Annotated in this window: 20 protein-coding genes; 9 read left to right on the top strand and 11 right to left on the bottom strand. The window is 69.0% G+C overall.

Annotated elements, in window-relative coordinates; all coding sequences use genetic code 11:
• Positions 1 to 117: 117 nt before the first annotated feature.
• A complete protein-coding gene (locus ACWEQO_RS29135) occupies positions 118 to 690 on the bottom strand; it encodes a hypothetical protein (RefSeq protein ID WP_452985811.1) in 573 nt (190 codons plus the stop codon).
• Positions 691 to 1,047: 357 nt separating this feature from the next.
• On the opposite strand from ACWEQO_RS29135, the gene ACWEQO_RS29140 reads away from it, so the two are divergent.
• On the top strand, positions 1,048 to 1,347 hold the full coding sequence (locus ACWEQO_RS29140) for a DUF397 domain-containing protein (RefSeq protein ID WP_452985812.1): 300 nt from the start codon (positions 1,048 to 1,050) through the stop codon (positions 1,345 to 1,347).
• A gap of 90 nt (positions 1,348 to 1,437) precedes the next feature.
• On the opposite strand, the gene ACWEQO_RS29145 is transcribed toward ACWEQO_RS29140, so the two are convergent.
• Entirely contained in the window at positions 1,438 to 1,917 is a 480-nt protein-coding gene (locus tag ACWEQO_RS29145; RefSeq protein WP_452985813.1) for an ATP-binding protein, read from the bottom strand.
• Between the two features lie 383 nt (positions 1,918 to 2,300).
• Between ACWEQO_RS29145 and ACWEQO_RS29150 the strand changes: the two genes are divergently transcribed.
• The 6 genes from ACWEQO_RS29150 to ACWEQO_RS29175 all read left to right on the top strand — a co-directional run bounded on the left by ACWEQO_RS29150 (position 2,301) and on the right by ACWEQO_RS29175 (position 7,892).
• A complete protein-coding gene (locus ACWEQO_RS29150) occupies positions 2,301 to 3,125 on the top strand; it encodes a helix-turn-helix domain-containing protein (RefSeq protein ID WP_361459636.1) in 825 nt (274 codons plus the stop codon).
• Between the two features lie 91 nt (positions 3,126 to 3,216).
• Positions 3,217 to 4,677 (top strand): aldehyde dehydrogenase family protein, encoded by a 1,461-nt coding sequence (locus ACWEQO_RS29155; protein WP_452985814.1) that lies wholly within the window; start codon positions 3,217 to 3,219, stop codon positions 4,675 to 4,677.
• A 166-nt stretch (positions 4,678 to 4,843) separates the two neighbouring features.
• Positions 4,844 to 5,392: a DinB family protein gene (locus tag ACWEQO_RS29160; RefSeq protein ID WP_452985815.1), complete on the top strand. Its 549-nt coding sequence runs from the start codon at positions 4,844 to 4,846 to the stop codon at positions 5,390 to 5,392.
• Positions 5,393 to 5,417: 25 nt separating this feature from the next.
• Positions 5,418 to 6,059 (top strand): PadR family transcriptional regulator, encoded by a 642-nt coding sequence (locus ACWEQO_RS29165; RefSeq protein ID WP_452985816.1) that lies wholly within the window; start codon positions 5,418 to 5,420, stop codon positions 6,057 to 6,059.
• A gap of 103 nt (positions 6,060 to 6,162) precedes the next feature.
• Entirely contained in the window at positions 6,163 to 7,128 is a 966-nt protein-coding gene (locus tag ACWEQO_RS29170) for an ATP-binding cassette domain-containing protein (protein ID WP_361459585.1), read from the top strand.
• A gap of 5 nt (positions 7,129 to 7,133) precedes the next feature.
• Positions 7,134 to 7,892, top strand: coding sequence for an ABC transporter permease (locus tag ACWEQO_RS29175; protein WP_452985832.1), 759 nt, complete (start codon positions 7,134 to 7,136; stop codon positions 7,890 to 7,892).
• Between the two features lie 12 nt (positions 7,893 to 7,904).
• On the opposite strand, the gene ACWEQO_RS29180 is transcribed toward ACWEQO_RS29175, so the two are convergent.
• From ACWEQO_RS29180 to ACWEQO_RS29195, 4 genes are read right to left on the bottom strand one after another with little or no spacing between them, the layout of a single operon-like run.
• Positions 7,905 to 8,714, bottom strand: coding sequence for a hypothetical protein (locus ACWEQO_RS29180; protein ID WP_452985817.1), 810 nt, complete (start codon positions 8,712 to 8,714; stop codon positions 7,905 to 7,907).
• Positions 8,711 to 10,090, bottom strand: a complete 1,380-nt coding sequence (locus ACWEQO_RS29185) for an AAA family ATPase (protein ID WP_452985818.1) — start codon at positions 10,088 to 10,090, stop codon at positions 8,711 to 8,713. The genes ACWEQO_RS29180 and ACWEQO_RS29185 overlap by 4 nt, the downstream gene beginning before the upstream one ends.
• A 51-nt stretch (positions 10,091 to 10,141) precedes the next feature.
• Positions 10,142 to 10,492, bottom strand: a complete 351-nt coding sequence (locus ACWEQO_RS29190; RefSeq protein WP_452985819.1) for a hypothetical protein — start codon at positions 10,490 to 10,492, stop codon at positions 10,142 to 10,144.
• Complete coding sequence (locus ACWEQO_RS29195) at positions 10,489 to 10,806, bottom strand: hypothetical protein (RefSeq protein ID WP_452985820.1); 318 nt, start codon at positions 10,804 to 10,806, stop codon at positions 10,489 to 10,491. Before ACWEQO_RS29195 ends, ACWEQO_RS29190 begins: the two co-directional genes overlap by 4 nt.
• 121 nt (positions 10,807 to 10,927) lie before the next feature.
• Between ACWEQO_RS29195 and ACWEQO_RS29200 the strand changes: the two genes are divergently transcribed.
• Entirely contained in the window at positions 10,928 to 11,722 is a 795-nt protein-coding gene (locus ACWEQO_RS29200) for a helix-turn-helix domain-containing protein (RefSeq protein ID WP_452985821.1), read from the top strand.
• Positions 11,715 to 11,936, top strand: a complete 222-nt coding sequence (locus ACWEQO_RS29205; protein ID WP_452985822.1) for a DUF397 domain-containing protein — start codon at positions 11,715 to 11,717, stop codon at positions 11,934 to 11,936. Before ACWEQO_RS29200 ends, ACWEQO_RS29205 begins: the two co-directional genes overlap by 8 nt.
• 12 nt (positions 11,937 to 11,948) lie before the next feature.
• Here the strand turns inward: ACWEQO_RS29205 and ACWEQO_RS29210 are convergent, their stop codons facing one another.
• The 5 genes from ACWEQO_RS29210 to ACWEQO_RS29230 form a co-directional block, all read right to left on the bottom strand.
• Entirely contained in the window at positions 11,949 to 15,212 is a 3,264-nt protein-coding gene (locus ACWEQO_RS29210) for a type I restriction endonuclease subunit R (protein ID WP_452985823.1), read from the bottom strand.
• Positions 15,209 to 16,507, bottom strand: coding sequence for a restriction endonuclease subunit S (locus ACWEQO_RS29215; protein ID WP_452985824.1), 1,299 nt, complete (start codon positions 16,505 to 16,507; stop codon positions 15,209 to 15,211). Before ACWEQO_RS29215 ends, ACWEQO_RS29210 begins: the two co-directional genes overlap by 4 nt.
• Positions 16,500 to 18,155: a class I SAM-dependent DNA methyltransferase gene (locus ACWEQO_RS29220; RefSeq protein WP_452985825.1), complete on the bottom strand. Its 1,656-nt coding sequence runs from the start codon at positions 18,153 to 18,155 to the stop codon at positions 16,500 to 16,502. Before ACWEQO_RS29220 ends, ACWEQO_RS29215 begins: the two co-directional genes overlap by 8 nt.
• Before the next feature lie 108 nt (positions 18,156 to 18,263).
• Complete coding sequence (locus ACWEQO_RS29225) at positions 18,264 to 20,540, bottom strand: N-6 DNA methylase (RefSeq protein WP_452985826.1); 2,277 nt, start codon at positions 20,538 to 20,540, stop codon at positions 18,264 to 18,266.
• Between the two features lie 31 nt (positions 20,541 to 20,571).
• On the bottom strand, positions 20,572 to 21,249 hold the full coding sequence (locus ACWEQO_RS29230; protein WP_452985827.1) for a hypothetical protein: 678 nt from the start codon (positions 21,247 to 21,249) through the stop codon (positions 20,572 to 20,574).
• Positions 21,250 to 21,511: the final 262 nt, after the last annotated feature.

Raw genomic sequence — 21,511 nt, forward strand, 5'->3', positions numbered from 1 at the left:
GGAGCAGCCCCCAGATCATCACACCCCGGGAGCCCTCCCGGTGCACCCGGAGGGCGGACTCCGCAGGGGCTGCCGGCCGCGCGGGCCCTACGACGCCGGCCCCGCGGCCGGCAGCCCCTACGACCCCGGCCCCGCGGCCGGCAGCCCCTGCGGCAGCCGGCCGCCCTCGGCCTTGGTGAACGTCTCGGTGCCGAGAGGGCCCTCCCAGGTGACTTCCAGGGTGGATCCGCTCACGAGGTCGATCGTGCCGCTCGTCCGGTCCGTCCTGCCGTCCGCGCACTCCAGGCTGATCGTCGAGGCCCCGGTGTCCTCCCGCGCGGTGCCACTGCACATGGTGCCGCCCATGGCGAAGAGGGCCGCCTGGTCGCCGGTGAACATCAGGGCCACGGCCTTGCCCCCGACCGTGGTGAACCAGCTGCCCTCCAGCTTGTCCGTGGGGACGCCGGTCGCCTCCGCACCTCCGTCGTCGGACCCGGCCCCGGCGCCGCCTGACCCGGGCGTGGTCGGCGCGGCCGGTGCGGCAGGTGCGGACGGCGTGGTGCTGGGCGCGGAGCCGTTGCGGGAGTCGCCGTCACCGCCGCACCCGGTGAGCACCAGCGCGCCGGCCAGTGCCAGAGCCGCGTACGCGATCCGCATACGACGGCCCGAGGCGGTGCACGCCCCCGCGATCCACTGATCCACCGATGTCACCGCAAGCCCCCTGCCTGTGGTCGGTCCCGTCGGCCGGGACGGCCGGGGCCAGCTAACAGGACGTACCCGGCATCCCACCACCCCCGGTGACACCACGTGCCGGAAAAGAGACCGCTTGCAGGACTGAACAGGGAACCGAAGGACACACGAAGACACACGAGGGAACAGGAAGGCCCTCGCGTGCGTCTCACTTCCAGACGGGGGACCGGCAGGACCGGCGGCAGCGCTGTAACCGCAGGAGCACCCCTCGTGCACGTGCATCTGCCCATGCGTTTGCACATGAACAAAGCTATGATCCGGATCAGTTGACCACTGCATCAATGGCCACACCAGCCAGTGCACACCGGGGAGCGACCTGTGGACCACGACGTGTACGACGGCGACGTGTACGAGGGGGACGTGTACGGCGGCGCCGGCGCGTCCCGCGTGTACAACGGCATGGCGGCCACCGGGCTGCCCGGCGTGGCCTGGCAGAAGAGCCGGCACAGCAACTCGCAGGGGTCCTGCGTGGAGTTCGCCCGGCTGCCCGGGGGCGAGGTGGCGGTGCGCAACTCCCGCTTTCCCGAGGGGCCCGCGCTCGTCTACACCCGCGCGGAGATCGAGGCGATGCTGCTCGGCGTCAAGGACGGCGAGTTCGACCACCTCGTCGCCGGCTGACCCGGCGGTCCTCCGCCCCCGTACCCCGGCTCCGGAGTGGTGACGCGCGTAGAGAGAAGACGGTCCCCGGGTGTGCGGCGCAGTGCCGCGTCACGGGACGGGATCGTGGAGCCGGAACAGGGCCCAGACCACCTTGCCGCCGAGCGCTCTCCTCATCGGCTGCCAGCCCCAGCTGTCGCTGAGCGATTCGACCAGCAGCAGTCCGCGGCCCGACTCGGCGGAGAAGTCGCCCGCCGCACCGGCGACGGGACTGCCGTGGCTAGGGTCGCGCACCGCGCACACCAGCCGCCCGGTCCACCGCATCAGGTGCAGCCGCACCGGCGGTTCCTGCTCCGCCGGCCGTGGCGCCTCGGCCGGCAAACCGTGCCGCAGGGCGTTGGTCACCAGCTCGGAGACGACCAGGCACATGTCGTCGAAGCGGTCGCCCACGTCCCACTGGTCACAGGTCTTCCGGGTGAACCGGCGGGCCTCGCGCACCGCTTCGTAGCGGGCCGGGAGGGAGCAGGAGGCGGCGTCGGACACGGCCGCGGGGTCCAGCGGCGGAAGGCCCTGCCGTAACGGCTCGAGCATGGTCGATCCATTCGTCCCCATGCGAGGCACTCCCGGAATTCGCGGTCGTAGCGATACGGCGATACAGCGGTGGTGCGAGGGCCATGGTTTCGGATGCGCAAGGCAGATGCAAGGGCAGATGCACGTGCAGCTGACCGAAATCGTCCCTCCCGTACCGCTTGTTGGTCAATTTTTCCGTCGTCTTTCCGCCGTCTTTCCGTCCCCTCAGTCCCTCCTGTTGTCCGAACCGTGCCCCCTCCCGGACGAAACCCCTGGCTCGATTCCGTTTCCGTAACCGCCCGAGTACTGCTCGAAGTGTTTTAGTGGCAGACTTCGGGCCCTGGCAGACGTTGGGGAGGCTGGCGAACGTGAGCGCGGGAGAGCCGGGATCGGTGGTGCGGCGCATGCTGCTCGGATCACAACTCAGGCGACTGCGTGAGGCTCGGGGGATCACGCGGGAGGCCGCGGGTTATTCGATCCGCGCCTCCGAATCGAAGATCAGCCGGATGGAGTTGGGCCGGGTGAGCTTCAAGACCAGGGACGTCGAGGACCTGTTGACGCTGTACGGCATCGCGGACGAGCAGGAGCGCGCCTCGCTCCTCTCCCTGGCCCGGGAGGCCAACGTCGCGGGCTGGTGGCACAGTTACTCGGACGTGCTGCCCAGCTGGTTCCCCACCTACGTGGGCCTCGAGGGCGCCGCCGCGCTGATCAGGGCGTACGAGGTGCAGTTCGTGCACGGCCTGCTGCAGACCGAGGGGTACGCGCGCGCGGTGGTCCGGCGCGGCATGCAGGGCGCGAGCGAGGCCGACGTCGAACGGCGGGTGGCGCTGCGCCTGGAGCGGCAGAAGTACCTGGTCTCCGAGAACGCCCCCGAGTTCCACGTCGTCCTCGACGAGGCCGCGCTGCGCCGCCCGTACGGGGACCGTGAGGTGATGCGGGGCCAGCTCCAGCATCTGATCGAGGTCTCCGAGCGGCCCAACGTCCGGCTGCAGGTCATGCCGTTCGGTCTCGGCGGCCACTCCGGCGAGTCCGGCGCGTTCACCATCCTCAGCTTCCCCGAGTCCGACCTGTCGGACGTCGTCTACCTGGAGCAGCTGACGAGCGCGCTGTACCTCGACAAGGCCGAGGACGTCGCCCAGTACGAGAAGGCGCTCAAGGAGCTCCAGCAGGAGAGCCCGGGGCCGTCGGAGAGTCGGGATCTTCTCCGGGGAATCCTCCAACTCTCTTGAAACATCAGTACGATGACGAACGATCAGCAGCGTGGGGCCGGTCGGGGCGGGCCCGGTCCGGCAGCGAGGGATCGAAGGGTTGAGGGATCACATGTCGTCGTACTTCACCGACCTGGCCCAGCAGTACATCGACGGTGAGTGGCGCCCGGGAACCGGTTCCTGGGACATCATCGACTTCAATCCGTACGACGACGAGAAGCTGGCGTCGATCACGATAGCCACCGTCGACGAGGTCGACGAGGCGTACCGTGCGGCGGCCCGCGCGCAGAAGCAGTGGGCGGCGACCAACCCCTACGCCCGCCGTGCGGTGTTCGAGAAGGCGCTCAGGCTGGTCGAGGAGCGTGAGGAGGAGATCTCCGCCGCGATCGTCGCCGAACTCGGCGGTACGCGTCTGAAGGCCGCCTTCGAGCTGCACCTCGCCAAGGAGTTCCTGCGGGAGGCGGTGCACCTGGCGCTGAGCCCCGAGGGCCGGATCATCCCCTCGCCGGTGGACGGCAAGGAGAACCGCGTCTACCGCGTGCCCGTCGGGGTCGTGGGCGTGATCAGCCCCTTCAACTTCCCGTTCCTGCTGTCGCTGAAGTCGGTCGCCCCGGCGCTGGCGCTCGGCAACGGCGTGGTGCTCAAGCCGCACCAGAACACCCCGATCGTCGGCGGCTCGCTGATCGCCAGGATCTTCGAGGACGCCGGACTGCCGGGCGGCCTGCTGAACGTCGTGATCACGGACATCGCGGAGATCGGCGACGCCTTCCTGGAGCACCCGATCCCGAAGGTCATCTCCTTCACCGGCTCCGACAAGGTCGGCCGCCACGTCGCCACCGTCTGCGCCTCCCTGTTCAAGCGCTCGGTCCTCGAACTCGGCGGCAACAGCGCGCTGGTGGTCCTCGACGACGCGGACGTCGACTACGCCGTCGACGCCGCCGTCTTCAGCCGGTACGTCCACCAGGGGCAGGTCTGCATGGCCGCCAACCGGGTGCTGGTGGACCGCTCGGTGGCCGACGAGTTCACCGAGAAGTTCGTCGCCAAGGTCAAGTCCCTCAAGGTCGGCGACCCGCGCGACCCCGAGACCGTCATCGGCCCGGTGATCAACTCGCAGCAGGCGGACGCCCTGACCGGTGTCGTCGAGCAGGCGCTCGCCGAGGGCGCGACCGCGCCGGTGCACGGCACGCGGACCGACAACCTGCTCGAGCCGTCCGTGCTCACCGGTGTCCCCGCCGACTCGGCCCTGCTCCAGCAGGAGGTCTTCGGCCCGGTCGTCTTCCTGATCCCCTTCGACGGGGAGGAGGAAGCCGTCCGCCTCGTCAACGACACCCCGTACGGCCTGAGCGGCGCCGTGCACACCGGCGACATCGAGCGCGGGGTGAACTTCGCCAAGCAGGTCGACACCGGCATGTTCCACGTGAACGACGGCACCGTGCACGACGAGCCGATCGTCCCCTTCGGGGGCGAGAAGCACTCCGGCATCGGCCGGCTGAACGGCGACACGATGCTGGACGCCTTCACCACCACGAAGTGGATCTCGGTGCAGCACGGCCGCAGCGGATTCCCGTTCTGACCACCCCCTGACCCCCTCTGACCTCCTTCTGACTCCCTTCTCCTCCCGCCCGGGCCGACGAGGACAGCCTCTGTCCTCGTCGGCCCGTAGCGTCCGTCGATGTCAGCCGGCAGGGGCCACCTGCGGCGGAGCGACAGGACGACGGCACGGCGAAAGGCGGACGGTCATGGTCACTCACGTGGGTCCCGAGGAGCGGGGCGACGAGCGGGGAGCGCTCCTGGCCTTCATCGCCGAGCAGCGCGGCGGCATCAGGCGGGCGCTGCTCGGCCTCACGGAGGAGCAGGCGTCCTCCCGCCCCAGTGCCAGTGAGCTGTCCCTGGCCGGGCTGCTCAAGCACGTCACCGAGGTCGAGCAGAGCTGGATCGCCCGGGCCAAGGGCGAGCCGCCGGCCGTCCACCGGGACGAGTCGAACTGGCACGAGTGCTTCCGGCTGGTCGGCGAGGAGACCGTGGAGTCCACTCTCGCGTACCAGGAGAAGGTGGCCGCCGAGACGGAGTCGTTCATCCGCTCGGTGCCCGGTCTCGACGACACCTTCCTGCTGGCGAAGACGTCCTGGAACCCGAAGGACGAGTGGCTCTCGATGCGCTGGCTGTGCCTGCACCTGATCCGCGAGATCGCGCGGCACGCCGGTCACGCCGACATCATCCGCGAGTCCCTGGACGGGGCCACGGCCTTCGAACTGGTCGCCAAGGAGCAGGGCAGCTCCTGGGCGTGAGCCGTGGCGTCCTACGCTGGACCGCATGTCAGCGATCCGTCTCCTCGTGCTCGGCGCGGTGCGCCAGCACGGGCGGGCCCACGGCTACCAGGTCCGCAACGACCTGGAGTACTGGGGCGCGCACGAGTGGTCCAACGCCAAGCCCGGCTCGATCTACCACGCCCTGAAGCAGATGGCGAAGCAGGGACTGCTGCACGCGCACGAGATCGCGCCCTCGACGGCCGGCGGCCCTCCGCGCACCGAGTACGAGATCACCCCGGCGGGCGACGAGGAGTACTTCACGCTGCTGCGGGAGGCCCTCGTCGCCTACGACCAGAAGACGGACGTGAAGTCGGCGGCCATCGGCTTCGTCGTCGATCTGCCGCGGCAGGAGGCGGTGGCGCTGCTCGAGGAGCGGACCCGGCGCATCGAGGAGTGGCGGGCCGCCGTCCTCGAGCACTACGTGCCCGAGGACGGCCCCGAACAGCTGGGGCACATCGGCGAGATCATGAACCTGTGGGTGCACACGGCCGACGCCGAGGCCGAGTGGACCAGAGGGCTGATCGGGCGGATCGAGGCCGGGGCCTACACCTTCGCCGGGGAGGGCGAGCCGTTCGTCGGCGTCCTGGCCGAGGACCAGGAGAACCCGTACGCGACGGGGGAGCGGCACCCGGGCGACGAGCGCTGATCCGGCCGCTCGCCCGCTGATCAAGTTTGACTAATGGACTGGGCACCGCTTACTTTCGAAAGCGTGTAGTCAAGTTTGACTAGTGAGTCAGTGAGGAGTCGCAGTGGCCGACGCGGCGATCATCGTCGAGGAAGCACGCAAGACGTACAGGGGCGGCAGCAGCGGCCCCGCGCTGGACGGGCTCGACCTCACGGTCGCGCGCGGCACGGTGCACGGGGTGCTCGGCCCGAACGGCGCGGGCAAGACCACCCTGGTGAGGATCCTGGCCACCCTGCTGCGCCCCGACGCGGGCCGGATCGAGGTGGCGGGCCACGACGTGGTGCGCGAGGCGTACGCGGTGCGCCGGCGCATCGGCCTGCTCGGCCAGCACGCGGCCCTCGACGAGGAACTCGGCGGCCGGCAGAACCTCGAACTCTTCGGCCGCCTGCACCACCTGGGCGCGCGGCGCGCCCGCGCGCGGGCCGACGAACTCCTGGCGCGCTTCGACCTCGCCGACACCGGCCGCAAGGCGGTACGGCAGTACAGCGGAGGCATGCGGCGCCGCCTGGACCTCGCCGCCTCCCTGATCACCGAACCGGAGGTGCTCTTCCTGGACGAACCGACCACCGGCCTCGATCCGCGCGGCCGCGCGGAGGTGTGGGACTCGGTCCGTTCCCTGGTGGGCGGCGGTACGACGGTCCTGCTCACCACCCAGTACCTGGAGGAGGCCGACCAGCTCGCCGACCGCATCTCGGTCGTGGACGCCGGCCGGGTCATCGCCGACGGCACGGCGGACGAGCTCAAGGCGGCGGTCGGCGGCGACCGCATCGACGTCGTCCTGCGCGACGCGGGGGAGTTGGGCGCGGCCGTCGCCCTGCTGCCCGTACCGAAGGACCGGATCACCGTGGACGCCGACCGCCGGCTGCTGAGCGCCCCGGTCACCGACCGGATGGCGGCCCTGGCCGGCGTCGTCCGGGCGCTGGAGGAGGCGGGCGTCGAGGCCGAGGACATCGCCCTGCGCAGGCCCACGCTCGACGAGGTCTTCCTGCGCCTGACCGGGCGCGACGACCGACTGAAGGAGACCGCGTGACCGCCATGACGTACGCCCTGACCGACTCCTGGACCATGACCCGCCGCGAACTCGCCCGCTGGGGACGCCGGCCGGTGGCGGTGGTGGTGAACCTGGTCTTCCCGGTGATGCTGCTGCTGATGTTCGGCTACCTGATCGGCGGCGGCCGGGGCGTGAGCGGCCACTACCTCGACTACCTGCTCCCCGGCGTGCTCGCGCTCACCATGGCCTTCGGCCTGGAGGGCACGATGGTCGCCGTCACCCAGGACCTGGACAAGGGCGTCGTCGACCGCTTCCGCTCCATGCCCATGACGAACGGCGCGGTCCTGGTGGGCCGTTCCGCCGCCGACATGCTGCAGTCGGCGATCGGCCTGGCGGTGCTCCTGGCCGTCGCCGCCGCGCTCGGCTGGCGCACGCAGGGCGGACCGGCCGGCTTCCTGGGCGCCGTGGGACTGCTCCTGCTGTTCCGGTTCGCGATGCTCTGGATCGGCATCCACCTGGCACTGGTGGCCGGGAAGCCGGAGATGGTGCAGGCGGTGCAGATCCTGGTCTGGCCGGTCGGTTTCCTGTCCAACGCCATCGCCGCGCCCGAGTCCATGCCCGACTGGCTCGGCACGGTCGTCCGGTGGAACCCGATGTCCCACACCGCCACGGCCGTACGCGACCTGTTCGGCAGCCCCGACGGCGAACCGGGGCACGTGTGGGCGGCCGTCGCCTGGCCCCTGGCCCTGCTCGCCGTGTTCTTCCCCCTGGCGGTGCGGAGGTTCGCCCGGCTGAGCAAGTGAGTGTGGGGGGCTTCAACCGTCCGTAGGGGACGGGAGGACGGTTGAAGTCTCCGACCGGGAGGGAGGCACGGTGGCGAGGAGACGCCCTTCCGGCACCGTGCCCCGCGCGGTGGTCAACCAGGCTTCCAGGGCTTCGGTGAGTTCGTCGGAGTCCAGGAGCAGAGACGCGTACGGCAGGCGGGCCATGTCCTCGATGGCCCGCAGTACGTCGGCGAAGGGCTCACGGTGCAGCGCGTGCACCCGGCGCTCCGCCCCGTCGGAGTCTCCGCCCATCATGCACCGGTGCCAGGCGGTCAGTACATCGCAGCACCTGACGTAAGCGTCCTGTCGGCCGGAGACCAGTTCGAAGCGGTCGTTGAGACCGAAGACCCTCAGCGTCTCCCGGCCCTTGCGGGTCTTCGCCTTGAACTCCCCGCTGGCCGGCAGGAGTGTGAGGTGGTCGAAGGGATCGTCCACGCTCGGGTCGATCAGCAGGCACTGCCCGAAGTCGTCACAGGGGTACTCCGTACGCTTGTAGTTGCTGTTGCAGTGCGAGCAGGCAAGCAGGTGGTTGTGCCAGCAGAAGGTGCGCAGTGGGCGCCGGGACTTGGGCTCGAAATGGTCGATGTCCGTGCCGGTGCTGTTCAGGCAGTACATGCACCGCCCCACACCTGGCGCCATGCGGAACAGAAGTGCGCGGATGCCGGCCTTCTCGTCGGTCCCGGCGCTCCACTGGCTCTGGGCGACCTTGCTGGTCGCCCCCAGCTTCCGGATCCGCTTCGTGCGGTCCGCGCACTGTCTCAGCAGGTCGTCGTCGGCCTCCGGCCGTCGTAACGGAATCACTGGCTGCTCCCCAGCCGGGCCGCCACTTCCTGCACTCGGGTCGAACGGCTGCTGTTGAGCCGGGCGGCCAACTCGCGGTAGGCCAGGGCTTCCTGCTCGCTGGCCTCCCCCGAGAAGACCTTCTCCTCCAGGCGCACGAGTCGGCGGCGTTCCTCCTCGGCCCGGTTCGAGTACGGCGTTTCCAACCCGAACAACTCGGACAGCACCGCGTCCTCGCCGCTGCCGTACACGATTCTCCGGTACAGCGCGTCGTCCACGACCTCCGGACCGCCCTGCTCCTCCGGGCCGGGAAGCCGGATCAGCCCGCCGGGGTCGGCGGCCTGGCAGATGTACGGACTGTGGCTGGTGACGATGAACTGGATCCGCGGGAAGTGCGTACGCAGCCAGTCGCCTATACGGCGCTGCCACGTCACGTGGAGGTGGGCGTCCACCTCGTCGATGATCACCACGCCGGGCATGCGCACCACGGGGTGCCCGTCGTCGTCCAGTCCCGCGTCCAGAGTGCCGTACGCGTTCTGCATCTGCCGCACGATGTCCAGGACGAGGGAGGCCACGACCCGGAAGCCGTCGCTCATCTCGCGCAGGGGGTAAGCCCGTTCAGGAGCATCGGCGGGAGCCACCCATAACCCGTCGGCGGTCACCCGCAGGGCGCGGTAGCCGTCCGGAAGCAGTCCGTCGGACAGTAACCGCATGACCGTGTCGAGCAGTTCGCCGGCGTCCCGCTGTTCCTCCAGGCTCCGGTGTCTGAGCTCCCGCAGCCAGGAGACCCCCTCGGCGAGTGACGCCTCCTCATGGAAGAGGGAGGCCATCCGGCCCGCGGGGCCGGGCGCGAGCATAAGTTGCTGTGCCTGCCCGCTGCCACCCGTCATCCGGCGGAAGGGGCCGTAGGCGGCGCAGAACCAGCCCTGGGGGCTGTGGGCCCAGGGGCCGCGCGCGGCGGTTCTGGTCGCGTCCTCCCCACCGCAGTCGGACACCAGGTGCGGCTGCGGCGGAGCCCCGTAGCGGGGCAGGTCCAGCGCGTCCTTGGGCACTGTCCAGCGGACCCCGAGGGTGAGGGGGCCGTCGTCCGGCACCGCGTCACGTCCGGTGAACCGGTCGACGGAGGGGTCGGGCTGCACGTGCGCCCGAGTCCAGGCGGACCACTCACCGGTGCTGACCCAGCCGCCGAAGTCCTGCACCATCGACCGCGCCACCTGCGGGCCCGCCAGAGACAGGGCCAGGGCACGCAGCAACGTGGACTTGCCCGAGCCGTTGCGCCCGGCGATCACGGTCCAGCCGCCGCCGTCCCGGGGCGCGGTCAAGGGGAGTCGGCGCTCCACGGCACGTGCGCCGGTGAAGCCTCGGACGTTCGACAATCCGATGCCGGATACGTACACCTGCCCCTCCCCTCAGCCCTCTGCCCTCTGCCCCGGAGCCTGGCCACCCTCTCACGACGGACCGGCATCGGGGGAGGGGGCGCCGTCCGGGCTGGAAGGCGCCTTGACGTCCGTGTACACGAGAAGCCGGGCGCCCCTGCTCTCCGCGATGCGGCACACGTCGGTCAGGGCCTCGCTCATGCGGGCGAGGAGGTAGCGGAGCTGGACGGCGGTCACGTGATCGTCGTCCAACATGTCGGCGAGGTGGGCGAGCAGGTCGCCGGCCATGTCGAGCTGGATGCTCTCGGCGGTGTCGGCGGCCCGGGAGAGGCGTCCGCTGCCGTCGGTCAGGAGATAGCAGGGCTTGCCTTCGGGGCTCGCCCAGGGCAGGAGGCGGGCGGGGGTGAGGGCGTTGTGTGTCATGCGGTCAGTCCCAGGCAGTGCGTCGGGTGCGGGTGCGGGGGCAGGCGGATGCCCTGTGGTGTGATCAGCAGGGAACGGCGCCGGGCTTGTCGGCGCCGTTCCTGTTCACGGCGCTCGTGCGCGATGACGTAGGGGCGTACGAGGTGGTGGTCCTCGCCGCGGAGAGGGCGTGCGCCGAACTGGTGCGGGGCCGGTCCCTTGGTGGGTGGGGGCGAGGGGTCGTATCCGTCCCGTGCGCCGAGCCGACGTCGTCCGGTACCGGGTGCGACGAGGCTGAGCAGCGGTTCGAAGAGGCGGGCGATGAGGCCGAGCATGAGGTGACTCCGTGATCGATGTCGCGTTCTGTAGCGATCGACATACAGAGTGAAACGGCGCGTATTAGGCTCGCCAGGGGGTTTGAGGTGACAGAGCATTTGTCACGGAGGAGTTGATCTCGTGGGCACCAACTACGGCGACTGGCTCAAGGAGCAGCGCGAGGCGGCCGGGCTGACACAACAGCAGCTGGCCGAGGCGGCGGTCATGACTCGAACGCACATCGCGCACATCGAGGCGGGGCGCCGGGTGCCCTCGCGGGAGGACGCGCGGCGGCTGGACAACGCGCTGAACACGGGGAATGTGCTGAGCCGCTTCCTGCCGGAGCAGGACGTCGCCGTCGCCGACTACTTCGAGGCGGCCCGGCTGCTCGAACAACAGGCGGTGATGATCCGGGAGTTCGCCCTGTCGTTCGTCCCGGGCATCCTGCAGACGGAAAGGTACGCGCGTGCGGTTCTGAGCACGTCGTTCCCTCCGGTGGGTGAAGAGGAACGTGACAGGCTCGTTGTCACACGCCTGGAGCGAGCGAAGGTCCTGGACGACCCGGTGACGCCCGTAGTGTGGGCGCTGTTGGACGAGGCGGTGCTGCGACGGGCCGTGGGCGGCCGGGAGGTCATGGCGGAGCAGGTCACGCATCTGGTTCGCTTGGTGGAACGGCGCCGTGTACGCGTGCATGTGATCCCCTACGGGGTAGGCGCTTACCAACTCCTACAGGGCTTGGTCACACTGATGTCCTTCGAGGACCAACCGCCGCTGGCTTACTCGGAGGGTGTCCAAATGGGCAAGGTGCACGACTCTCCGTCTGTGGTCACGCGCCTTGAGGGAGCCTACGATCTGGCACTGAGCGACGCGCTGTCGCTCAAGGAGTCCGTCGCCATGATGCAGGCGATCGTGAAGGAGTGCGGACGTTGTGATTGAGTCCCTCATAGCGGATGTTGCCCCGCTGGGCGGTTGGCGGAAGTCGTCGTACAGCGGACCTGAGGCTGGCAGCTGCCTCGAAGTGTTGGATGGCCACCCCGCCGGCGTTCCCGTACGCGACTCGAAGAATCCCCACGGCCCGGCAGTGATCGTGCCTGCCTCCGCCTGGTCGACGTTCGTCACGGCGGTCAGGAGTGGTGGCTTCCCCTCCTGACCGCCCGCTGACTCACGTCCACTCGTCCGCCTTGACCTCCGTCTGCTTCAGCACGCGATCGATCGCGTCCGGGGCCTGGTCCGGCGGGTAGCCGTAGAGGCGGAGCAGGAGTTTCACCTTGCCCCGGATGCGGTCACGGGCCTGACCCTTGACGCGCCAGTCGACGGTGACGTCCTTGCGGACGAGTTCGCACAGCTTGTGGGCGATCTCGGCGAGGATGCCCTGGCCCAGTTCCAGGGCGGAGGGGTTGTCGGCGACGGCGTCGTAGAAGGCCAACTCGTCCTCCGTCAGGCCGAGCTCCTTGGCCCGTGAACGGTCGGCGGAGATCGTGCGGGCCAGATCGACGAGCAGGTCCATGACCTCGGCGGAGCTGAGAAGACCGTTGTGATAGCGGTTCATGACCGCCTGCATCTTCTCGGTGAAGGTCCGCTGGCGTACGACGTTGCCGGGGTGGGCGTCCCTGATCTCCTTCTTGACGGCGCGCCGCAGGGCTTCGATGGCGAGGTTGGGGTGCCGGCTGGCCCGCATCTGCTGGACGAAGTCCTCACCCAGGTGGGACAGGTCGGGCTTGGTGAGCCCGGCGGCGTCGTAGATGTCGACGACACCGTCGGCGGCGACGACCTCGGCGTTGAGCTGCCTGACGAGCCGGTTCACGTCGGCCTCGGTGGCGAGTCCGTCGACGCGGCGGTCGTCGACGGTGAGCTTCTGGCGGGACGTGCGGACGGAGGAGTAGAACCGGATGTCGGGCAGGAGGTCCTGGACGTCCGGGTGGGTGGAGCAGAGGGAGAAGGACCGGGACAGCAACTGTGCGTGGTGCATGAACAGTTGGTGTCGGGTGGGCTTGCCGGGCTCCAGGTCCGGTTCGGCTTCCTTGAGGAATTCGAGGACGTCGTACAGGGCTTCCTTGTAGCCGTGGGAGTCCAGGGTCGAGCGCCAGGGGCAGGGGCGCAGTACCTCCCCGATCCGCTGGTGCGTGCGCCGTACGGCCGCGCATGCCTCCTCGATGGGGGCGCCGATGGTCCGGTTCTCCTTGTCGGGGGTCGAGTACTCGCGAAGGGCGTCGGTGAGTTCCTGAGCGACGCCGAGGAAGTCGACGACGAGACCCGAGGGCTTCTCGCCCCAGGTGCGGTTGACGCGGGCGATGGCCTGCATGAGGGCTGCGCCGCGCATCCGGCGGTCGAGGTAGAGGGTGTGGAGGGGCGGGGCGTCGAAGCCGGTCAGCCAGAGTGACTGGACGATGACGAGTTCGAGCTCGTCCTTCTCCTCCTTGTCCACCACACGCTTCTGGATCCGCTTGAGCTGGGTGGGCGTGCGGACGTAGTCGGCGACTTCGTCGTCCTCGTGGCCGGGGTTGCCGGTGAAGACGACGCGTACCTTGCCGGTGTCGTCCGGGTAGAGGCCGCTGTCCGGGTCCCGTTCGCCGGTCCACTCGGGACGGCGGCGGGCAATGGCCTCAAAGAGGCGGGCGGCGATGGCGCGGGAGGAGCAAACGATCATGCCTTTGCCGGGGCGGCCGGTGAGCTTGATCATCTCCTTGCGGCGGTTGTCCCAGTGTTCAAGGACCGTCTTCGAAAGCTCCTCTATCCGCTCGTCAGCGCCGATGAGGTCCTCGAAGGCGCCGAACCGGCGCCGAGCGCGCTTCTGTTCGGCCTCCGTCAGCCCCTCTACCAAGCCTTCTGCCTGGGCGTCGAGGTCGTCGAGGTCGATGTCGTCGGGAAGCTTGACCTTGTGGAGGATCGCCTCGTAGTAGACGGGGACGGTGGCACCGTCGTCCACGGCCTGGGTGAGGTCGTAGGTGTGGATGGTGGGCCCGAAGACACCCTCGGTACTGCCGGTGGCGTTGTCGATGGGGGTGCCGGTGAAGGCGATGAAGGTGGCGTTGGGGAGGGCGTCGCGGAGGTTGCGGGCGAAGCCGTCCTCGAAGTCGTAGTGGCTGCGGTGGGCCTCGTCGACGATGACGATGATGTCGCGGCGGGGGGAGATGACGGGGTGCCGGGCGCCGGCCTTCCGCTCGGCCGGGCTCACGCGGAACTTCTGGAGGGTGCTGAAGACAATCCCGCCGCCGCTGGTGCCCCGGGTGAGGAGGTCCTTGAGTTCCTTGGCGTTGTGGGCCTTGTCGGGCTCACCGGTGATCCGGTGCAGGCTGTGGCTCCTGGCGAAGGTGCCGAAGAGCTGGGTGTCGAGGTCGATGCGGTCGGTCAGGAGCAGGACCGTCGGGTTCGACAGCTCGGGGGTGCGGACCACCTTGCCGGTGTAGAACAGCATCTCCTCGCTCTTGCCGGCGCCCTGCGTGTGCCAGACGACGCCCGCCCTGCCGTCGGTGGCTGCGGCCGACTCGGTGGCGGCGACGGCCTCGCGTACGGCGAAGTACTGGTGGGCCTTGGCAAGTTTGACGGTGTCGACGTCGGCGCCGGTGCCTTCGGCGGAGTAGGAGAGGTAGGAGCCGATCAGGTCCAGGAAGCGGTCGGGTTCGAGCGGGCCCTGGATCATGCGCTCCAGGGCGCGTCCGTCCTGCCACTCCTTCTTGCGGAGCAGGGTCCCGTCCTCGTCGGCGTGCCAGGGGGCCATGTGCTGCCAGGGCGTGAAGGGGGTGCCGAGGCGGGCGGTTATGCCGTCGGTGGCCACGGCCAGGAGCAGGGACCTGAAGATGCCGTCGTTGCGCAGCTCCCGCCGGTAGTTCTGGATCTGGTCGTAGGCCTTGCGGGAGTCGTCGGGGCCGCTGGCCTTCTTCAACTCGATGATGCCGAGAGGGAGTCCGTTGACGTACAGGACGATGTCGAACACGAACTCCCGGCCTCGGGAGTTACTGCGTACGCGGACCTGGGAGGCGGCGACGAGGTCGTTGCCGTGCGGGTTCGCGAAGTCGACGACGCGGACGGTCTCGTGCCTGTCGGTGTCGGTGAGCGGGTCCCGGTAGGACACCTTCACGGCGTCCATGGTGAGACGGCGGTAGAACAGCCAGTTCTGGCGGACGTCGGAGCCGGGGGACTGCTTGAGTAGCTCGTCGATGGCGGCGGTGACCGCCGTTTCGGGCAGGTGGGGGTAGCGGGTGGCGATGGCGGTGCGCAGGCGGGGGTAGAGGACCAGGTCGTCCCAGGACTTGCGGTGCCCGTGGGCGGGCCCGAGGTCCTTCCCGTCGACGTGCAGCCACCCGAACTCCGCGAGCTGATCCAGTGCGATGTGCTCCCAGTCCTTCTCGGAGAAGGTGAGCGCCTCGGTGTGGGTGGCGGCGGCTTCGGAGGTGGGGTGCGGCTGCTCGTCGGGGTCCACGCTCATACGGCGTCCTCTATGGCTCGTTCGGCGTCCTTGATGCGGAGCTTGCCGGTTACCAGTTGGGGGAGGAGGGTGTCGCGGAGGGCGGCGAGGGTCTTGTTCTCACCGACAGCCGCGATGGAGCGGGCGTCAAGGGCGGTGAAGTCCTTGTTGATACGCGCTCTCACATCATTGGGCGGTAGGACGACTGGAACGGCCCCTAGGATGGACGTGTTGAGGTTCGGCATGGTGGCGCCCACCGCGTGCTGATGAATCCAGTTCTGCACTTCCGGCTCGCCGAGATAGTGGCTGAGGAAGAGTGGTTCCACGGCATTTCCGGCTCTCACTCGAAGGCAACCCGTACCGCAGAGCCAACCGGATTCATGTCGTCGTACGAGAGCGCGGCGTTTTACATCTCCGCGTCGTGAGTAGACGACGTCGCCTTCTCGTAGGAGATATTTGGAAAGGCGCTGTGCGTCACCCTCTGTGATGCGGGCGATGCCGTCTTCCGTGATGATGTTTTCGCCGATATTCTGAGGCATCACGCTGGGAATGCCCGCATCGACGTAGTCGGAGGCGTGGAGTTGGCTGCCGAAGGGGCCGGTCTGGATTGATCCTCCTCCTGCGGCACAGAGAGCTCCCAGAGTGCTACGGGTCCAACCATGACTGTCCAGGCTCTGGTCAACGGTGAGCGATGGCACCCGTCCCTGTTTCCAAAGGCTCTGCATCATGGCGCGGCACAGGTTGGCTGCGGTTTGAGCGATCCGCTCGTTGACGGCGATCTTTTCGTCCAGGGCGCCGAGGACCTCGGCAACGGCCCGCTGCTCAGCCAAGGGAGGAAGTGGGACCCTTAGCGACTTGATGGTTGCTACTGGCTGCCTTAGGCCGGGAACGCCAACAGTGGATGCATTGCTCAGAAGTTCATGCTGGCCACCCGGCGAGGAGAACCAGTAATAGTAGAACTCCGGAAGTGCCTGACTCTGATCGAGGCGAGCTTTTACCTGACTTGTTGAAAGAACGTACCGCGAATATTGGGGTGCGCGTGGAATCATTGACACCTGGCCAATCGTCCCGCGGTGAGTGAAGATCAGGTCACCCGGGCGCAGATTTGCCCCCGGCATCTCGTTGGCCTTTTCCTTGCTGATGAATACAAAGTCATCGTCGTGGAAAATTCCATGACCTAGGTTTATTCCTCTGACCATCGGAACGCCTTGCGATACGTAATCATTCTTCGTGAAGGCGGAGCCGTAAGGCTTTGAGAACGCACTCTTCTCATTGGCGGCGATTTCGTGAAACTGGATTGTCAGCCACTCAGTCATTGACCCTCCCCAACTGCTCACGCACCACAGCCTCCAGTCGCCCCGACTCCTCGAACAGCCCGAACAGTTCCTTGCTCAGCCGAGCCACCCGTTCCTCCACCGGCTCCGCGTCCGGATCCTCCTCCGGTTCCGCGACCCCCACGTACCGCCCTGGCGTGAGGACGAAGTCGTGCTCGCGCAGCTCCTCCAGCGGCACGCTCCGGCAGAACCCGGGTACGTCCTCGTACACCCCGACGTCCGGACCCTCCGCACCCCGCCACGCCCTGAACGTCCCTGCGATCCGGTCCAGTTCCTCGGCCGTCAGCACCCGTTCCGTGCGCGAGGCCATGGCGCCCATCTCCCGGGCGTCGATGAACAGCACCTCGCCCTTCCGGCCCCGCACCCACTTCGAGTGCCGCCCCTTGCCCTCCCCGAGGAACCACAGGCACGCCGGGATCTGCGTCGACCGGAACAACTGGCCCGGCAGCGCCACCATGCACGCCACCAGGTCGTCCTCGACCATCGCGCGCCGGATGTCGCCCTCGCCGCCCGACTTGCTGCTCATCGAGCCGTTGGCGAGGACGATGCCCGCACGGCCGCCCGGTGCGAAGTGGCTGACCATGTGCTGGACCCAGGCGAAGTTGGCGTTGCCGACCGGCGGGGTGCCGTACGTCCAGCGGTCGTCGACGCCCAGCAGTTCCCCGCCCCAGTCGGAGATGTTGAACGGCGGGTTGGCCATGACCACGTCGGCCCGTAGCTCGCCGTGCTGGTCGTCGCGGAAGGAGTCGGCCGGGCCCTCGCCGAGGTCGGCCTCGATGCCGTGGATCGCGAGGTTCATGTGGGCCAGGCGCCAGGTCGTGAGGTTGCGCTCCTGGCCGTACACGCTGACCTTCATGCGGTCGCCGCCGTGCGTCTCCACGAACCGCTCCGCCTGTACGAACATGCCGCCCGAGCCGCACGCCGGGTCGAGGACCCGCTCGCCCTCCTCCGGCTCCAGCATCTCCACGAGGAGCTTCACCACGCTCGGCGGGGTGAAGTACTCGCCGCCCTTGCGACCTTCCTGGAGGGCGAACTGCTCCAGGAAGTACTCGTACACCTCGCCCATGAGGTCCCGCGCCCCGACCCGTTGCCCGTCCTCGCCCACCTGGGCCTGGAAGGTGAGCCGGTCGAGGAGCTTCACCAGGCCGGCGAGGGTCGTCTCGTCGACGCGGCCGCTGTTGTACTGCTGAGGCAGCGTGCCCTTCTTCAGCGAGGTGTTGAACTTCTCGATCGTCTCCATGGCCGTGTCGATGACCTCGCCGAGGGTCGGGTCGTCCAGCGTGCCCTTGGCACGCTCCAGGACGGTCTCCCAACGGGCCGTCGGCGGGACGTAGAAGATGCCGGCGCCGGTGTAGAGATCGCGGTCCTCCAGGATCTGCGGAATCGCGGCGGCCGGAGGCTCCCCGTCGAAGCCGAGTTCCTTCAGCAGCCACCCCCCGGGCCGCAGTCCCTCCTCCAGATGCGCCCGCTTCTCCTCCATGGCGGCCGACACGTACTTCAGGAACACCAGCCCGAGCACGAAGTGCTTGTACTCGGCGGCGTCCAGGCTTCCGCGCAGTTTGTCCGCGGATTTCCAGAGGATGGACTTCATGTCCTCCGGCTTGGCTTCCTTCTTCTTCCGTGGCGGCACGGGGCCCTCACTTCTCTCGACTCACTGCGAAACACTCACTGCACAACACTGCTGCGCACACGACACCGGCTGCGGCTGCGCCGGACCACCCCTGCTCCCGAACCTCCGTCACTGCCTCCGCAACGCCAGCTCCCCGTCGGCGGCCCCGGCTGACACCCGTTCCGCGAGCCGGTCCAACGCCTCCAACTGCGCGCGTACATCGGCTCGCAGGCGCTCCGTCTCGGTCAGGATCGCCTCCAGCTCGGCGATCTCCTCCGGCGGCAGCTGCGGCAGATCCATGTCGCGCACGCTCACCCGTCGAACGAGCGAGCCACTGCCGCGATGCTGGTTGCGCGGAGCCTGGAGGAGACGGGCCAGGGAGTGCGGACGCATCCACAACCCGCCGGGAGGCACCGGCCCGCCCGGGGCGACGGCCCGGACATGCTCCCGGTACGCCGTGATGCGCACCCCCTGCACGGGTGATAGCAGGACGCACCCGCCGGCCGTGTCGACCAGGCAGCGCACCCCGTGCTCGGCGAGCAGCAGCACGTCACCCAGATCGGTGACCTTCGCGGACGGGTAGGCCGCGAGGTCCTCGGGGGCGATACGCCGTGCCCCCACCGGAAGTTCGCCGAGCATCTCCTCGCGCCCGACGACCGGCAGGCCCGCCTCGCCGATGTCGCCCGCCTTGACGCGGTGCCCGTTGAGCAGCTTCAGCTGCCCCGCCTTCAGGAGGACGTCGAGCTTCCGGTGCCGTATCGGCGTGTTCACGTCCCGCCGGCTGATGTTCATGTCGCCCACCCAGTCCCGTAGGCGGGGAAGGGCGGCGGCGACGGTGCGGCGCGCGGTGAGCGTCTCCTCGAAGTGGTCGACGTGCGCTTCGGGTGCCGCCAGCCGGTGGGCGGGCAGGAGCGAGCGGTTGTCCAGCAACTGCTCGCGGCCGGGGCCGGACGCCCGTACGCTGACGCGCTGCGCGTCCTGAGAGTCGTAGGCGTCGTCGTCCTCCGTCGACCGCTCCTCGCCGGGCTCGGGGACCACGCCGGGGCGCGTGAGCCCCACCACCTGCTCGATCCATGCCCCGGTTCTCCCGCCTGCCCGCTGGGCGATGCGGTCGGCGTCGACGAGGAGTACCGGGCGGGGTTCCGAGGACGGTGGGCGCAGGACCAGAAGCGCGTACTCCGCTCCCGTACGGAACGGATGGATGCGGCGCGGAAGCTGGACGATCGCCTCCACGCATCCCTCGTCCAGCAGGGCCTCGCGCGTGTTGATCGTCGGCGTGCGCACGGACGCCGGGCCGGTGCCGCTGGTGCGGGTCAGTGTCCACGTGGGGACGACGACGTAGGCGCGGCCCTCCGGCCGCAGCCGACGCACGGCTTCCTGCGCCCACCACAGAGGGCCCTCGGCGTCCCGCTCCCGTTCGCCCGACACGTAGGGCGGATCGGCGAGCACCAGGTCTGCTGTCGAGAAGTCCCACGGGTCGACAGGGGCCTGGTTCCAGGCGCGCGGGGTGTCGAGATCCGAGGGGGAGACACAGACGTCGGCGGCTCCGGCCTCGTAGCTGAGGAGCCGGTAACGCAGCAGTTTGCGCAGCAGCGGATCGGGTTCCACGGCCACGAGTTCGCCGTGCCCCCGGAGACCCTCGTACGGTCCACCGCTCATCCCGAGCAGCAGTTCCCCCAGCCCCGCGCACAGGCTGATCGTCGAACGCTGATCGGGGCCGCCCTCGTTGGGGCCGATCAGCGCGGCGACCAGTGCGACGACTCCCCGTGGCGTGATGTCCATGACGAGGTCGGATTCGAGCCGTCTGGCGATCTCCAGGCCCTCGTCGTCGAGCCCCAACAGCGCATCGGCCGCCCAGCCGGGTGCGCCGATCTCGTCCATGAGTTCATGAGCGGCGCGGACGACATCGGGGTCGGCGGCCTCGTACTCCGGGAGGAGTTCCGCGGGGAGCGCTTCGGTGATCCAGTCCTTGCCCTCGGCGGACATCGCGATGACCGCGAGCGCCTGCGAGATCAGCGTTTCCGCCGAGCCCAGCCGGTGCTTGAGCGCGACCAGGCCGCGCAGCCGCAGGGCGCGGCGGAAGCGGTCGCCGTATGTTTCGAGGCGGCCGTCGTCGTCGGGCTCGGAGTCCGGGACGGGGCGCAGGTCGAGCCAGTCCGCGATCTCGGTCGCGTCGAAGAGGGGCTTGCTCTCGCTGCCCACCCCGGCGAGGGGCTCGGGAAACGGGCGGCGGTTGTCGCCGGGGCTGCCCACGACCTCCCGTGAGAATCGCCGCCGCCAGTTGCTGACCGTGGGGCGGCCCACCCCGGCGAGTTCCTTGATCTCACCGAGCGAGACAGGGGAGTGGAACGGGACCGGCGCAGACTCGGGCTCGGGCTCGGGTGCGGCGGGGCGCTTCCAGGACATGTGCGTGGGCTTCGATCGGGGCACGACGGCCTCACAGCCTGATCGGCTCGGCACCGGCCAGCACGAGCGGCTTGCGGGCGAGCACGTCGGGGATCTGGCTGAACTGCCGGTGCAGTGAAGCCTTTTCGGGTGATACGTAGTCGAGGAGCCGGAGCAGCGTCTCGTAGTCCTTATCCAGGTGACGGTGGCAGATACGCTCGTGGTGGCCGATGCGATTGCGGAACCGGCGCACGTGGTCCAGTTGCTGCTGGAGTGCGCCCCGCCTGCCCCGGTAGCCGTGGAAAGCGTGACGGAGGGCAGGGTTCCAGAACTGCATCTCGTAGTTCTGGCCACGACCGGTCAGGCCGACCCAGAAACCGAGCGTGAGCTTGGCGACCATGTCGTCGGGGGTGACGCCCGCCGCCCCCAGCTCCTGCTGGAGGGCCAGCCGGGCACTGCGAACCTGCTGGAACCCCTTGGTCGTCAGCCGGACCCGCGGGGAGTCCCACCAGTCGGACCGGCCGTACCGGCCGGCCAGCCTGGCGTGGAAGGCGTTGCGCATCGAGACCTCGAAGTCGCGGAGCGCGCTCAGGAACGCGCGCGACGCCTCGCCGTCCCAGCAGTAGAGCCGCAGGGCGACGAGAGGGTCCCCACCGCACTCGTCGAGATACGGCTGGAACCTCTCGGCCGAGATCGCGTCCGCGATCCGCTTGACCTCTTCCTCTGTCACCACTGCGCCCCCTGAACGTACCGGTTCCGTGTTACCTTCGGAGGCGTGAGCCCCGGAGTACTGTCACTGCTTTGCACACAGCCCGGGGCACAGCTATTTCCGGACCTGTGACGGCGGCCCGGGGCGCAGGGAAACGCCGCTGCCCCGGAAGCTGACCGCCTTCTCCTCTTCAGCTCAGGTAACAGTACGAGCCCGGTTAGTAGATGTCCAACGGCTTCTGAGAAGGGTGGTTCTCAGGAGTTGCGAAAAGCTTGCGATTCGT

It is taken from the genome of Streptomyces sp. NPDC004051 (assembly GCF_053604275.1).

Coding starts and splice junctions, on each gene's coding strand:
- ACWEQO_RS29145 (WP_452985813.1), bottom strand. CDS start 1,917: ATGCTCGAGCCGTTACGGCAGGGCCTTCCGCCGCTGGACCCCGCGGCC.
- ACWEQO_RS29150 (WP_361459636.1), top strand. CDS start 2,301: ATGCTGCTCGGATCACAACTCAGGCGACTGCGTGAGGCTCGGGGGATC.
- ACWEQO_RS29155 (WP_452985814.1), top strand. CDS start 3,217: ATGTCGTCGTACTTCACCGACCTGGCCCAGCAGTACATCGACGGTGAG.
- ACWEQO_RS29160 (WP_452985815.1), top strand. CDS start 4,844: ATGGTCACTCACGTGGGTCCCGAGGAGCGGGGCGACGAGCGGGGAGCG.
- ACWEQO_RS29165 (WP_452985816.1), top strand. CDS start 5,418: ATGTCAGCGATCCGTCTCCTCGTGCTCGGCGCGGTGCGCCAGCACGGG.
- ACWEQO_RS29175 (WP_452985832.1), top strand. CDS start 7,134: ATGACGTACGCCCTGACCGACTCCTGGACCATGACCCGCCGCGAACTC.
- ACWEQO_RS29190 (WP_452985819.1), bottom strand. CDS start 10,492: ATGACACACAACGCCCTCACCCCCGCCCGCCTCCTGCCCTGGGCGAGC.
- ACWEQO_RS29195 (WP_452985820.1), bottom strand. CDS start 10,806: ATGCTCGGCCTCATCGCCCGCCTCTTCGAACCGCTGCTCAGCCTCGTC.
- ACWEQO_RS29210 (WP_452985823.1), bottom strand. CDS start 15,212: ATGAGCGTGGACCCCGACGAGCAGCCGCACCCCACCTCCGAAGCCGCC.
- ACWEQO_RS29215 (WP_452985824.1), bottom strand. CDS start 16,507: ATGACTGAGTGGCTGACAATCCAGTTTCACGAAATCGCCGCCAATGAG.
- ACWEQO_RS29225 (WP_452985826.1), bottom strand. CDS start 20,540: ATGTCCTGGAAGCGCCCCGCCGCACCCGAGCCCGAGCCCGAGTCTGCG.